General features: G+C 70.2%; 10 protein-coding genes. 7 read left to right on the top strand and 3 right to left on the bottom strand.

All coding sequences use genetic code 11. The features are described from left to right. Positions 1-117 precede the first annotated feature (117 nt). A complete protein-coding gene (locus tag ACFV9G_RS23715; protein ID WP_378730563.1) occupies positions 118-714 on the bottom strand; it encodes a nitroreductase family protein in 597 nt (198 codons plus the stop codon). Positions 715-891: 177 nt separating this feature from the next. Here ACFV9G_RS23715 and ACFV9G_RS23710 point away from each other — a divergent pair, with 177 nt between their 5' ends. From ACFV9G_RS23710 to ACFV9G_RS23700, 3 genes are all read left to right on the top strand, one after another. Then, positions 892-1,014 (top strand): hypothetical protein, encoded by a 123-nt coding sequence (locus ACFV9G_RS23710; protein WP_357339889.1) that lies wholly within the window; start codon positions 892-894, stop codon positions 1,012-1,014. A 94-nt stretch (positions 1,015-1,108) separates the two neighbouring features. Next, positions 1,109-4,030, top strand: coding sequence for an AAA family ATPase (locus ACFV9G_RS23705; protein WP_378730561.1), 2,922 nt, complete (start codon positions 1,109-1,111; stop codon positions 4,028-4,030). Positions 4,031-4,180: 150 nt separating this feature from the next. Then, positions 4,181-7,489: an efflux RND transporter permease subunit gene (locus ACFV9G_RS23700; RefSeq protein WP_378730559.1), complete on the top strand. Its 3,309-nt coding sequence runs from the start codon at positions 4,181-4,183 to the stop codon at positions 7,487-7,489. Here the strand turns inward: ACFV9G_RS23700 and ACFV9G_RS23695 are convergent. Together ACFV9G_RS23695 and ACFV9G_RS23690 are read right to left on the bottom strand one after the other, a co-directional pair. Beyond that, positions 7,463-8,140 carry a response regulator gene (locus ACFV9G_RS23695; protein ID WP_378730557.1) on the bottom strand — a complete coding sequence of 226 codons (678 nt, stop codon included), beginning with the start codon at positions 8,138-8,140 and terminating at the stop codon, positions 7,463-7,465. The genes ACFV9G_RS23700 and ACFV9G_RS23695 overlap by 27 nt on opposite strands. Continuing rightward, complete coding sequence (locus tag ACFV9G_RS23690) at positions 8,137-9,327, bottom strand: sensor histidine kinase (protein WP_378730555.1); 1,191 nt, start codon at positions 9,325-9,327, stop codon at positions 8,137-8,139. Before ACFV9G_RS23690 ends, ACFV9G_RS23695 begins: the two co-directional genes overlap by 4 nt. A gap of 167 nt (positions 9,328-9,494) precedes the next feature. Between ACFV9G_RS23690 and ACFV9G_RS23685 the strand changes: the two genes are divergently transcribed. The 4 genes from ACFV9G_RS23685 (at position 9,495) to ACFV9G_RS23670 (ending at position 14,181) form a co-directional block, all read left to right on the top strand. Beyond that, on the top strand, positions 9,495-9,635 hold the full coding sequence (locus tag ACFV9G_RS23685; protein WP_378730552.1) for a hypothetical protein: 141 nt from the start codon (positions 9,495-9,497) through the stop codon (positions 9,633-9,635). A gap of 59 nt (positions 9,636-9,694) precedes the next feature. Then, complete coding sequence (locus ACFV9G_RS23680; protein ID WP_378730550.1) at positions 9,695-12,625, top strand: AAA family ATPase; 2,931 nt, start codon at positions 9,695-9,697, stop codon at positions 12,623-12,625. A 69-nt stretch (positions 12,626-12,694) separates the two neighbouring features. Continuing rightward, complete coding sequence (locus ACFV9G_RS23675) at positions 12,695-13,279, top strand: hypothetical protein (RefSeq protein WP_378730548.1); 585 nt, start codon at positions 12,695-12,697, stop codon at positions 13,277-13,279. Between the two features lie 50 nt (positions 13,280-13,329). After that, positions 13,330-14,181, top strand: a complete 852-nt coding sequence (locus ACFV9G_RS23670; RefSeq protein WP_378730546.1) for an aldo/keto reductase — start codon at positions 13,330-13,332, stop codon at positions 14,179-14,181. Positions 14,182-14,263 lie beyond the last annotated feature (82 nt).

The following is a 14,263-nucleotide window of genomic DNA, read 5'->3' as shown; positions in this document are numbered from 1 at the left end:
GCCCCGTTTGGGGGGGGGGTTGTCTCCACAACCCGGTTGTCTGGCGGGCGGTGGGTCTCGGTGTGGGTCTCGACACGCTCGCTAGCGCTCGCGGCTCGACCGACGAGGACTGACAGGTCACCAGCGGCCGCGGTGGACGACGTCCTCGAGCGGCGTGCGCTTGCGGCGGGTGGGGGAGCCCTTGGCGCCGCCGGTGGCGGGGTGGCCGATGGTGACGGCACCGATCGGGTCGAAGGCGTCGGGGATGTCGAACGCCTTGCGGACCGCGGCGTCGGACTCGGGCGGGATGCCGAAGTAGAGCGCGCCGAGGCCCTCGTCGACCACCGTCTGCAGGATCAGCATGGTCGCCATCGCGGTGTCCATGTGCCAGAACGGCATCGGCCAGTGCGCCTCGTCGCGGTCGGTCCAGCCCTTGTCGGGCTGCGCGTAGCGGTCCAGATAGGCGTCCTTGGAGGAGCACGGGATCACGATCACCGGCGCGGTCATCATCCCGGTGAGCCAGGAGTCGGGCTCGGACACGTCGGCCGTCGCCTCCCAGTAGCTGCGTACGTCCTCGGGGGTGTCGAGCACGAGGAACCCCCAACCCTGGGAGAAGCCGGCCGACGGCGCCCGGGTGGCGTTGTGCAGGATCTTGTCGATCACCGCCGGGTCCACGGGATCGGCGGTGTAGTTGCGGACCATCTTGCGGCGACGTACGACCTCGGAGAACTCCATAGGCCCAGTGTCCCGTCTAAGGCGCGGAGCGCGTGCCCTAGGTCGGGAAGTAAGGCGCCCTGGCCAGAAATAGGGCGGGAAGTAGGGCGCCCGACCGATCCGGGTGCCTACCTCAGCGGAGGAGTCTTCTCGATGTCAGCAGGACATCCCAGCAGGACAGACCAGCAGGAGATCGAGATGTACACCACCGTAGGTTACGAAGCAGAGGTCAAGTACCGCCGCCAGCAGATCCAGAAGGACCTGGCCAAGCGCCAGCGGGCCACCGAGGCTCGTCAGACGCGACGCAACCGCACCCGCTGAGATGCGGGCGCACAGCGGCAGTCCCGACCAGCAACGCCGAGCAGGAGAGATCCGGCTCGGCGTTGTTTCACGTCCGGGGTTGGCAGGAGGCGCGATGATTGCGCCCATGGCGCAGAGTGCCGAGAGGCTGGTCGGACGTGAAGCCGACCTGGAGACGCTGGTCGGGCTGGTCGGGCTGGACGGCACCGCGCCGTCGGGCAGGGGCCGGCACGTCCTTCTCGCCGGTGACGCCGGTGTGGGGAAGACCCGGATCCTGCGCGAGCTCCGCGGCCGGGCGGCCGCCGACGGCAGGCAGGTGCTGGTCGGGCACTGCCTCGACTTCGGCGACAGCGCCGAGGCGTACCTGCCCTTCACCGAGATCCTCGACAACATCACCACCGCGCTGCCCGAGGTGGTCGCGCAGGTCGCCGACGTACATCCGGCGCTCCTGCGGATGGCTCCCGTGGCCCGTGCGCTCGGCGGGGCTGACACCGCCGTCCAGGAGGCACTCGACCGGGGCAACCTCTTCGCCGCGATCCACGCGCTGCTGGAGCGCGCGGCCGAGAAGGCGCCGCTGCTGGTCGTGGTCGAGGACACCCACTGGGCCGACCAGTCCACCCGTGACCTGCTGACCTTCCTCTTCACCCGGCCGTTCGACGGCCCGGTCACGATCCTCGCCTCCTACCGCGCTGACGACCTCCACCGCCGGCACCCGCTGCGCCGCCAGCTGGCCGAGTGGACCCGGCTGCCTTCGGTCGAGCGGTTCCACCTCGGGCGGCTCTCGGACGATGACGTACGCGTCCTGGTCGGCGAGCTCGCCGGTGATCCGGGTGCCGGGTTCGACGTCGAGAGCGTCGTACGCCGCGCAGACGGCAACGCGTTCTTCGTCGAGGAGCTGGTGCAGGCCGCAGGCGCCGACGAGCTGCCCTGGGACCTCGCCGACCTGCTCCTGATCCGGCTGGAGCAGCTCGACGCGACCGCGCGCGAGGTCGTCGACACCGCCAGCGCCGCCGGGCGCGACGTCAGCGACGAGCTCCTCGATGCCGTCGCCGGTCTCGACCGGCCCACCCTCGACGCCGGGCTGAGGCAGGCGATCGAGCGCGCGATCCTGGTGCCGCGCGAGGACGGCTACTACGTCTTCCGGCACGCCCTGCTCGGCGAGGCCGTTTACGACGACCTGCTCCCGGGCGAGCGGGTCCGGCTCCATCAGCGCTACGTCGAGGCGCTGAGCGGCGACCTCACCACCGGCAGTGCGGCTGGTCTCGCCCGCCATGCTCGCCTGGCCGGCGACCACGAGACCGCGCTGACCGCGGGGATCGCGGCCGGTGACGAGGCGGCTGCCACCGGTGGTCCCGACGAGGCCTCGCAGCACTACCAGCAGGCGATCGCCCTGCTCGCCGGCCGCGCCGGCTCGGATCAGGACACCCAGCGACTCGTCGATCTGGTGGTCAAGGCGAGCGATGCGATGGTCGCCGCCGGGCACGCCGACCGTGCCGGGAAACTGGCCCGTGAGCAGCGGGAATCGCTCCCGGCCGACGCGCCCGGGCTGTGGCGCGCACAGCTGATGACGGTCGAGATCGAGACCAGCTTCGCCTACGTCAACGACGTCCGGGTGGGGGAGCTCGCCGAGTCGGCGATCGCGGAGCTTCCCGACGACGCCCCGCCGCTGGTGCGGGCGCGGCTCCTGGCTGCGTACGCTCGGGAGCTGATGATCGCCCGCCGCCACGACGACGCCGAGAAGGCGGGCCGGCAGGCGTTGGCGCTGGCCGAGGAGCTCGGCCGCACCGGGCTCGCCGCGGAGGTGGCCGTGACGCTGGCCGGGTCGTGGGGTCGCCCGCCGCAGGTCTGGATCGAGCCGCTGCGCCAGGCCGTGGCCAGGGCGGCCAAGGTCGGCGCGCTCCATCCGGAGTTGCGTGGGCGGATCCAGCTCGGCTTCGCTCTCGACGCCGCCGGCCGGCTCGACGAGGCCGGTGAGACCTACCGCAGTGCCTTCGAGCTCGGCGTGGAGCGAGGCGTCCCGTGGGCACCGTACTCGTTCGATGCCCGGATCGCCTGGCTCGACTATCTCCACACCGCCGGCCGGTGGGACGACGCGCTCGCCCTGACCGACGCGTACGGCATCCCGCCGGCACTGTGGCCGTGGCTGGAGTCCAAGCGGCTGATGATCGAGCAGGCCCGCGGCGCCGATCTCGGCACGGAGGCACGGCGACTGCGGCCGTCGTGGAAGCAGGAGGTGGCAACCGCCAGCGAGTCGGCGCCGGTGGAGATCAGGGCTGCCGCAGGTCGTGGCGACATCGACGGGGCGATCGAGGCCTACGGCGCCGGCGTCGCGGCCCTCGCCACCGGCTGGGGAAAGTGGTTCGGGGCCCACGCCAGGCTCGCGGCGATCGCCGTCGGTGCGATCGGCTCGGCCGTCCCGGACCTTCCCGTCGGTGCGCGCCCGCAGGTGATGGCGCAGGTGGACCGCATCCTGGAGGCGGGCACCCGGCCCGTCGAGACGGAGCAGCCCTGGGGGCTGGAGGGGCAGGCGTGGTCGGCGCGGCTGCGGGCCGAGGGGCTCCGTGCCCACTGGTTGGCCGGCATCTCCGTGCCGGAGCAGGACGACCTCGTGGAGGCGTGGCGGGAGACCGTGGCCGCTTTCGAGGCCTACCCGCACGTCCACGAGCTCGCCTGGTCGCGGGTCCGGCTCGCCGAGATCCTCCGGGCCGGTGGCGACACCGCCGGAGCCCGTGAGCTGGCGGACCGGGCCAGGGCCGCGGCGAAGCTGCTCGGTGCCCAACCGCTCCTCGACCACCTGCTCACTCTCGGCACCACCCCGCAGCGCTCGACGGCCGGTCCCTCGGGCCAGCTCACTGCCCGGGAGAGCGAGATCCTCGCTCTGGTCGCGGCCGGGCGCAGCAACGGCGAGATCGGCAAGCAGCTGTTCATCTCGACCAAGACCGTCTCGGTCCACGTCTCCAACATCCTGGCCAAGCTCGGCGCCTCCGGCCGCACCGAGGCAGCGGCCATCGGACGCCGTCGGGGGCTCGTGGACTAGCGGGGACCCGGAGACTCGTCCATCTGCAGTAGACGGAGTCGCTGCGTCCAGCCGATGTCCCGAACCGGCGACTTGGGGAGCATCGAAGAGTCCCATCCGAGTCCGTATTTCGCGGGGAGTCTTCCGTTGTTCAAACTCACCAGCGCCAGCTTGGCGAACAGAGCGGTCGTCGCTCTGCTGACCTTGTTGATAGCCGCCGCCGGCGTGCTGTCCCTGACCTCTCTGAAGCAGGAGCTCTTCCCTGACTTCGAGCAGCCCCAGACGACGGTGATGACCGTCGTCCCCGGCACCGGCACCGAGGTGGTCGACGAGCAGGTCACCGTACCTCTGGTCAAGGCCCTCGAGCAGGTCGACGAGGTCGATGAGGTCACCTCGACCTCGTCCAGCGGAGTCTCGGTGATCTCGCTGTCGACCGACTTCGGCGTCGACCAGGACCAGGTGGTTGCTGACGCCCAGGAGGCGATCGACTCGGTCGCGTCGCAGCTCCCTGAGGGGGCGGAGCCCGAGATCTCCAGCGGCTCCATGGACGACCTGGCAGCGATGACGCTGACGGTCTCCTCGGACGCCTCGGAGCAGAACCTGGGCGAACGGCTGAACGACATCGCGGTCCCCGAGCTGCGCACCGTCGAGGGCGTACGCGACGTCTCGGTCAGCGGCGTCACCGGCCGGCGGATCACGATCACTCCAGATACGGACAAGCTCAGTACGCACGGCCTGACCACCGACTCGATCTCCCAGGCCCTTCAGTCGAACGGGTCGACCACGGCGGCCGGCAGCATCGAGGAGGACGGCAGCACTGTCTCCGTCCAGGTCGGCGACGAGCTGACCTCGGTCGACGACGTCAAGGGCCTGCCGCTCACCGCCTCGCAAGGTACGTCCAGTGGGTCCGCTCAGGGCGGCCAGGCGACGGGCGGCGGCGAGCAGCAGGTGCCCCAGGGTGCCGAGGCCCAAGGCTCGGCGCAGCCCAACGCCCCGCCCGTGACGATCGGTGAGGTCGCGAAGGTCGAGATCACCAGCGACCCGGTCACCTCGCTCACCCGCGTCAACGGTGAGCCCGCCGTCTCCGTCTCCATCACCGCCACCGACGACGCCGACTTGGTCTCCCTCTCCGCCGACGTCGAGGACAAGATCGACGACCTCGAGAAGGACCTCGACGACAACGCCGAGATCACCGTCGTCAGCGATCAGGCACCCTTCATCTCCGACTCGATCGAGCACCTTGCGATCGAGGGTCTGCTCGGGCTGGCGATGGCCGTCATCGTCATCCTGCTCTTCCTGCGCTCGGGCCGCGCGACGGTGGTCAGCGCACTCTCCATCCCGCTCTCGATCCTGGTGGCGTTCATCGGGCTCTACCTGTGGGGCTACTCGCTCAACATGTTCACCCTCGGCGCTCTGACGATCGCGATCGGACGCGTGGTGGACGACTCGATCGTGGTGATCGAGAACATCAAACGGCATCTCGGCTACGGCGAGGAGAAGGTCACCGCGATCCTCGACGGGACCAAGGAGGTCGCCTCGGCGGTCACGGCCTCGACCGTCGCCACCGTCCTGGTCTTCGTGCCCATCGCGCTGGTCGGCGGGTTCGTCGGCGAGCTGTTCCGGCCGTTCGCTCTGACGGTCACGATCGCGATGGTCTCTTCGTTGCTGGTCGCGCTCACGATCGTGCCGGTGCTGTCCTACTGGTTCCTGAAGAAGCCGGAGCACCCGGCGGGCGCAGAGCTTCCGGCGTCTGATCTGGACGAAGGTGAGGAGGCTGAGCCCAACATCTTGCAGCGCTACTACCTGCCGCTGCTTCGCTGGACGACCCGCAAGCCGATCGCAGTGATCATGGCCGCGGTGATCCTCTTGGGTGGGTCGCTCTCACTGATCCCGCAGCTCAAGGTGGAGTTCCTCGGCAACACCGGTGGTGACAGCGTCAGCGTCACCCAGACGTACGACTCGGGCTTGTCCGTCGACGAGGTCACCAGCCGGGTGACTGACACGGAGAAGGTCTTCCGCGATGTCGAGGACGTCGAGGACGTCGTCGTGACCGCGAGCCTGGCCGGCTCCGGTGAAACGATGATGCAGGGTCCGGGCCAGGGCGCCTCCGGCGACACCACCGCGACCTACACGATCACGCTCGCCGACGGCGCCGATGTCGACACGGTCACCGATCGCGTCGAGGACGCCGCCGCCGAGCTCCCCGACCCGAACTCGATCGAGGTCGGCCAGGCCGGCGGTGGCAGCGTCGGCGGTTCGACCGTCGACGTACAGGTCACCGGCACCAGCCGCGAGTCGGTCGAGAAGGCCACCGACCAGGTGTACGCCGCGCTCAAGGACGTGCCGGACACGACCGAGGTCAGCAGCAGCCTGGCCGCCGAACAGCCCACGCTCCGGGTCCAGGTCGACCGCGAGAAGGCGGCCGAGAGCGGCCTCACCGAGCAGGCCGTCACCGGGATCGTTGCCTCCGCGATGACGCCACAGGCGGTCACCGAGATGACCGTCGACGACCAGGACCTCTCGGTCTACGTCGCCGGCACGAGCGTCGAGACCACCGAGCAGGTCAGCAACCTGACGCTCGGCGTCGGCGACCTGAGGCTGAAGGACGTCGCGAAGATCAGCGAGGTCAAGGGCCCCTCCAGCCTGGCGCGCACCGGCACGGACCTGGTCGCCACCGTCTCCCTGACCCCGGCTGAGGACGAGCTCGGGTCGGTCCAGACCGAGGTCAACGAACGTCTCGACGGGCTCGACCTCCCCGACGGTGTCGACACCACCGTCGGCGGGGTCTCCGAGCAGCAGACCGAGGCGTTCAGTCAGCTCGGCCTGGCGATGCTGGTGGCCGTAGGACTCATCTTCATCCTGCTCGTCGGCATCCTGCGCTCCGCGGTGCAGCCGCTGATCCTAATGATGTCGATCCCGTTCGCGGCGATCGGGTCGCTGGGGCTGCTCTTCGTCACCGGCACTCCGTTGGGCGTCTCGGCGATGATCGGCATGCTGATGCTGATCGGCATCGTGGTCACCAACGCGATCGTGCTGATGGACCTGATCAACCAGTACCGCCGCCGCGGCCAGTCGGTCGCCGACGCCATCCACCATGGCGCGGGCCGCCGCGTACGTCCGGTCGTGATGACGGCCCTCGCGACCATCTTCGCGCTGGTGCCGATGGCGACCGGGATCACCGGCGGCAGCGGCTTCATCTCGCAGTCACTGGCCATCGTTGTCATCGGTGGTCTGGTCTCCTCGACCTTCCTCACCCTGCTGCTGGTGCCCGCGGTCTACCAGCTCATCGAGGGTCGCCACGAGCGACGCGAACGGCGCCGCCAGCGGCGTCGGCAGCCGAAAGGAGCCCAGCGGCGCACGATGACGGTCGCCGAGCTGCGTACGGCCATTGCGGACATGCCCGGCGAGAGCGAGGTCGAGATCGACATCGTCCGCGGGGAGGAGGCGGCTCTCTCAGGAGCCCGGAACGACCAGGCCTGACTCGTAGGCCCAGATGACCAGCTGGGCGCGTCCGGGCGCGTCCAGCTTGGTCATCATGTTGTTGACATGCGTCTTCGCGGTGAACGGCGAGATGACCAGAGCGTCGGCGATCTCCTGGTTCGACAGGCCACCGGCCACCAGGACCAGGATCTCCCGCTCCCGGGGCGTCAGCTCCTCCAGACGTCGCGCGTCGTAGCGCCCGCTCGTCGCCACAGTCCGGTCGACCTTCAGATAACGGCTGATCAGGCTGCGGGTGGCCGTGGGAGAGAGCAGCGACTCCCTGTCCCGCACGGCGCGTACGCCACGGACGATCTCGTCCGGCTCCGCCCCCTTGCCGATGAACCCGTCGGCGCCGGCCCGGAGGGCGGCCAGCAGGTATTCGTCCTCCTCGAACGTGGTCAGGATCAGTACGCGCGTCGATTCCAGGGACGAGTCGGCACGGATCACCGAGGTCGCCTCGATCCCGTCCATCATCGGCATCCTGATGTCCATCAGGACCACGTCGGGGTGGAGCTCGCGGGCGAGGCGTACGGCCTCGCGGCCGTTGACCGCCTCCCCGACGACGTCGATCTCCCCGCTGCTGCGGAGCAGCTCGACGACGGCCGTCCTGATCAGGACCTGGTCGTCGACGACGAGCAGTGTGACGGTCATTCCTCGGCTCCCGTCTCGGTGACTGGCTCGGTGACTGGCTCGGCGACGGGCTCGGCGATGGGAAGGGAGGCCGCGACCACGAAGGATCCTTCGGTCACGCCGTACTCGACGGCCCCACGCACGGATGCGACCCGCTCCGCCATCCCCACGAGCCCGTGCCCCGTGCCCGCGTGGGACTGCTTCACGAGGGGGTTGGACAAGCGGATCGACACGCGTCGTGGTCCTATCTCGACCTCGAGGTCCGCCGTCCCCGGCCCGTGCCTCAACGCATTGGTCAGGCCCTCCTGGATCACCCGGTAGGCGACGATGTCGACAGCCGTGGAGATCGGCGCCGGATCACCGGACATCTCGTACGTCACCGCCAGCCCGGACCTCTCGAACTGCCCGATCAGGTCGGGCACGGCGGTCAGGCCCCGTGCGGCGGGGGCCTCGGGAGTCTCCTCGGGAGAGCGGAGCGTGGCGAGCATGTCGCCGATCTCCCGCAACACCAGCCGCGACGACTCTCGGATGGTCTGCAGCGCCTCACGGGCAGCATCCGGCCTGTCGGCGATGGCCGACGACGCGACGCCCGCGTTCAGGCTGATCACGGTGATCTGGTGGGCCACCGCGTCGTGCAGGTCCCGGGCGATCCGCAGCCTGTCCTCGGCGACCCGGCGGCGTGCCTCGGCCTCGCGCGTGGCCTCTGCCCGCAGCGCGCGGTCGGTGATCTCTGCGATGTAGGCGGCACGGATCCGCGCCGTCTGCCCGAGGGCGACCGCCAACGCGACCTGGACGGCCACGGGGACGCTGTACCGGACGATGAGGCCGCCGATGACCACGCCGAGAGTGATCAAGAGTGCCGCCGCGACCAGGACACCCATGCTGACCGCGATCCGCCACGGGCTCCGTGCCGACACCGTGTAGACCGCGATCAGGAGGGCGAGGGTCGACACCGGTGACGTGGTGAAAGTGAGCACGAGAGCGCACTGGAGCGCGACAGCCCCGGCCAGGACAGCCCAGGGGAACCGCGTACGCACCAGCAGCAGTGCCGTGTACGCCGCGATCAGGGCGTAGCCGAGTGGCGTACGTTCTCCCACACCATCGGAGATGGGGGCGAAGAACGCCATGCCCGCGAAGAGCGCGACAAGAGTCTCGCGAACGGGTTTGGGGACACGGTCCAGAAGGCTCACCTCGGTCGCCTGGTTCACGATCCCAGTGTGCCGGTCGCGGTCCTCATTCGTATCGACCGCTCGGGCGAGGCGCACTACTGCGGTCGTAGTAGTGACGCGGATCACGGCCTCCTGAGGCACCTCTGACCTGCACCTAAGGCAGGCGCCTCATGCGTGGCACTACCTCAGGAGCCGAGTCTGGATGCATGACTTACAGCAACCAGATCAGCTACGACGCCGAGCTGGCCTACCGCCGGCAGAGCATTCGCAACGCGACCGCGGCCGACCGTCTCGCCCGCCAGGTGCGGCGCCGCCGTCCCCGCCGGATGGACTCGATACACAACTGAGTCCTCGGAGGACGGTAATGCGGGAGAAACCCGTGCCCGGAGGCGCGATGATAGGGGACATGGCGCAAAGTGCTCGGTCGTTTGTTGGTCGCGACCCCGAGTTGCAGGCTCTCACCGGTCTGCTCGGGGTCGTCTCTGACGGGGCGACCGCCGAGGCCGGCCGCCAGCACGTCCTGCTCGCCGGTGACGCCGGCGTCGGCAAGACCCGGCTGCTCACCGCGCTGCGCGACCGCGCGGTGACCGACGGCTGGCAGGTGCACGCGGGACACTGCGTCGACTTCGGCGAGAGCGCGGTGGCGTACATGCCGTTCTCGGAGATCCTCGACCGGATCGTCGCCGACCTGCCCGACGTCGTCGAGCGGGTGGCGGCCGACTATCCGGCGCTGGCCAGGCTGCGGCCCGTCCGTCGCGTGATGGGCGCCAACCAGGGCGCCGCCCCGACCGGGACCGACCGCGGACAGCTCTTCGACGCCGTCCACACCCTCTTCGAGGCGGCCGCCGAGAAGGCGCCGCTGCTGGTCGTGGTCGAGGACACCCACTGGGCCGACCAGTCCACCCGCGACCTGCTGACCTACCTCTTCACCCGGCCCTACGTCGGCCCGGTCGCGATGGTCGCGTCCTACCGTGCCGACGACATCCACCGTCGCCACCCGCTGCGTCGCCAGGTCGGCGAGTGGGGCCGGTTGCCCGACGTCGAGCGGATCGTGCTCGAGCCTCTCTCCGACGACTCGGTCCGACTGCTGGTCCACGAGCTGGCCCCCGGCAAGGTCGACGCCGAGCGAGTCGTACGCCGCGCCGAGGGCAACGCCTTCTTCGTCGAGGAGCTGGTGCAGGCCGGCTGCGACGAGGACCTCCCGGTCGACCTCGCCGACCTGCTGCTGGTGCGGCTGGACCGGCTCGACGGCTCCGCCCGCAGCGTGGTCCGCACCGCGAGCATCGCCGGGCGCCGGGTCACCCACGAGCTGCTCGCCGCGGTGACCGAGATGAAGACCGACGAGCTCGACGACGCCCTGCGCACCGCGGTCGAGCAGAAGGTGCTCGAGCCGACCGGCTCGCGCTACACGTTCCGGCACGCGCTGCTCGCCGAGGCGGTCTACGACGACCTGCTGCCCGGCGAGCGGGTCCGTCTGCACGCCCGGTTCGCCGAGGTGCTGAAGGAGACCCCGGGGCTGGGCGCCGCCGCCGAGCTCGCGCTGCACGCCAAGCACGCCGGCGACCTCTCCACCGCACTGCGGGCTCGCATCGCGGCGGCCGAGGAGGCCCGCAGCGTCAGTGGTGTGGGCGAGGCGGCCCACCACTATGAAAAGGCGCTGGGCCTCGCCGCAGACCCGAAGGTCGCCCAGGCGGCCGCGGTCAACCTGGACCGGGTCTACGAGCGCGCCGCCGACACGCTCATCCTCGCCGGGCTGCCCTCGCGGGCCGACGCGATCCTGGCCGAGCGGCTCGACGCCATCCCGGCCGGGCCGTCGGTCGGGCGGGCGCTGCTGCTGGCGACCCGGGCCGAGGCGGCGCTCCTCATGGAGAACGGCGACCCGCTCACCCACTCCCACGACGCGATGGTCGCGCTTCCCGCCGACGCCGAGCCGAAGGTGCGGTGTTCCGTCCTGGCCGTGCGCACTCGCACGCTCGTGACCTACCGCCGCAGCGAGGAGGCCGAGGCCGTCGGGCTGGAGGGCATCGAGATCGCCGAGCGGCACAGCCTCTCCAAGCTAGCTTCCGACATGGCCACCAGCCTGTCGATGCTCAAGGTCCGCACCGGCCGAGCTGGCGGTGACAAGGTCGAGGGCTTCCGGCAGGTGCTGCGCGAGACGATCGACCAGGCACGGCAGGTCGGGTCGACGTACGCCGTCAGCCGGGGGCTCTACACGCTCGGTCGCTCCTACGACGAGGCCGGGGACTACCGGGAGGCGCTGAGGTGGTTCCGGGCGGTGATCAACGAGGCCGGAGGGGAGTCGCTGCAGTGGCAGCCCTACGTTGCCGGCGCCCGCTCCGACATCGTCCGGATCCAGATGGTGCTGGGGGAGTGGGACGAGGCGCTCGCGCTGACCGGTGGCAACCTGCCCGACGCGCCGCCGATCCCGGTCGCGCTTCTCGACATGCTCCGGATGATGATGGAGCAAGCGCAGGGGGCATCGGTCGGTGAAGCAGCCCGGGCCCTGCGTCCGTTCTGGATCCAGGAGGGCCTGGTCGCCCTCTACGGCTCGGTCGTCGAGATGACCGCGCTGGCCCGCGCCGGCGACGCCGAGGGAGTGCTCAGGGTCTACGCGGACGCGGTCGAGACCCTCTCCCAGTTCTGGACCGAGTGGTTCGGCGGCCGGGTGCGGCTGGCGGTCGTCGCCGCCTCCGGGATCGCGCAGATGCTGCCCTCGCTGCCGGCGGCGCGGTGGCCTGCGCTGGTCGAGATCGTCGACGAGCTGCACAGCGACGGCGAGCAGGTGGTCGCGCAGTACGAGCCCGGGGAGTGGGGGCCGGAGGGACGGGCCTGGACCGCCCGGCTGGAGGCGGAGGTGCTCCGCGTCCACTGGCTGGCCGGTATCGACGCCCCGCCCCAGGAGTCGCTGCTGGCGGCGTGGGAGCGTGCCGAGCAGCAGGTCGAGGCCTATGGCGATGTCCCGGGGCTGGCCGCCGTCAGGACGACGTACGCCGCCATCCAGCGGGCGACGGGCGACGTGGCCCGCTCGCGGGTGACCGCCGACAAGGCCCGGGAGACCGCGAAGCGGCTCGGGCTGCAGCCGTTGCTCGACGAGCTGAGGTCGCTCGGCGCGACGGCGGTCAAGCAGCAGCAGGCGACGTCGACGTCCCTGACGCCGCGGGAGAGCGAGATCCTGACGCTGGTGGCCGCGGGACGCAGCAACGGCGAGATCGGCAAACAGCTGTTCATCTCCACGAAGACGGTCTCCGTGCACGTCTCCAACATCCTCGGGAAGCTGGGCGCCGGAAGCCGCACGGAGGCGGCCGCCATCGCCCGCCGCCAGCAGCTGATCAGCTGAACCTGTGGTGCTCGGCCAGAACGTGTGGCTGAATTGTCACCATCACCACGGGCGGGTCGAGGAGCAGATGTGAAGCAGGGCGGGCAGCACCCGATCGCAGCCGGAGTCACGGCGCTCGTCGCGGTTGCGGTCGGCGTGGGGCTGATCATCGGGATCGGGATGTTCGTCGGTGCCAACATCATGGGCCTCGGTGGCGGTGCCACCGACGACCAGGCCACCGACCCGGACGCGGGCGCCTCGCTCTACGCCCCGTCGCCGAAGCCGACCAAGACCGCGAACGGGCCGGCGATCACGCTCGACGCCTCCCCGACGAGCTCTCCGGAGAAGAAGGCTGCCTCCACGAGCCCGTCGCCGTCCCGGACCGTCGAGGAGAAGCCGGCGAAGGAGATCACCCTCCAGGCCGGCATCGTCGTGGCGACGCCGATGGAGCGGATCGATCTCACCGGCATCTACCCCGGCGGCGAGGGCGCCATCCTCCGCCTGGAGCGCAACGACGGCCAGGGCTGGGGAGAGTTCGGGATCCCGGACGTACGCGTCACCGGCGAGCAGTTCTCCACCCCGATCCAGTCCGGCCGGGTCGGAAGGCACAAGTTCCGGATGAAGGACATCGACACCGGCGCCTACTCCAACGTGGTGACCGTGACGATCGGCTGAGATCGAGCCAGAGATGGAATAGGTCATTGCCCGCTTGGTTGTATGGGGACATGACGGTTCCCACGATCAAGCTCAACGACGGCACGTCGATCCCGCAGTTCGGCCTCGGTGTCTGGCAGGTTCCGCAGGACGAGACCGAGCAGGTGGTGAGCCAGGCTCTCGAGGCCGGCTACCGCCACATCGACACCGCGCAGATGTACCAGAACGAGGCCGGAGTCGGTGCAGCGCTGAAAAGCGCCGGACTGGCCCGCGAGGACGTCTACGTCACCACCAAGCTCAACAACTCCCAGCACGACCAGGCCAAGGCGAAGGCATCGCTGGAGAGGTCTCTGGAGCTGCTCGGCCTGGACCGCGTCGACCTGTTCCTGATCCACTGGCCGCTGCCGACGCAGTACGACGGGACGTACGCGAAGACGTGGGAGGCGCTCGTCGGCCTTCGCGAGGAGGGCCTGACCACCTCCGTCGGCGTCTCCAACTTCCAGCCCGACCACCTCGACAAGATCGTCGCCGAGACGGGCGTCGCCCCCGCGGTCAACCAGATCGAGGTCCACCCCTACTTCGCCAACGAGGCCGCTCGCGCCGCCACCCTGGGTCATGGCGCGAAGGTCGAGTCCTGGTCCCCGCTCGGGCAGGGCGGCGGTGAGCTCACCGACCCGGTGGTCGCCGAGATCGCCTCCGCCCACGGCAAGTCGCCCGCCCAGGTCCTGCTCCGCTGGCAGATCGACCGTGGCGACATCGTCTTCCCCAAGTCCGTACGCCGCGAGCGGCTCGAGGAGAACCTCGCGATCTTCGACTTCGAGCTGAGCGCCGACCAGGTCGCAGCCCTCGCGGCCCTCGACAAGGGCGAGTCCGGCCGCTCCGGTCCCAACCCCGACACCTTCGACTGGATCCCGTCCTTCTGACCCAGACACCCGCCGAGTCGGCTCGTCATGACGAGCCGACTCGGCGTGCTTTTGACCGGCGTTGGAATAGGGGACGTAAGGC

This window comes from Nocardioides sp. NPDC059952 (genome assembly GCF_042730435.1).
GTDB lineage: Bacteria > Actinomycetota > Actinomycetes > Propionibacteriales > Nocardioidaceae > Nocardioides.
This window is presented reverse-complemented; position numbering and strand designations above follow the sequence as displayed.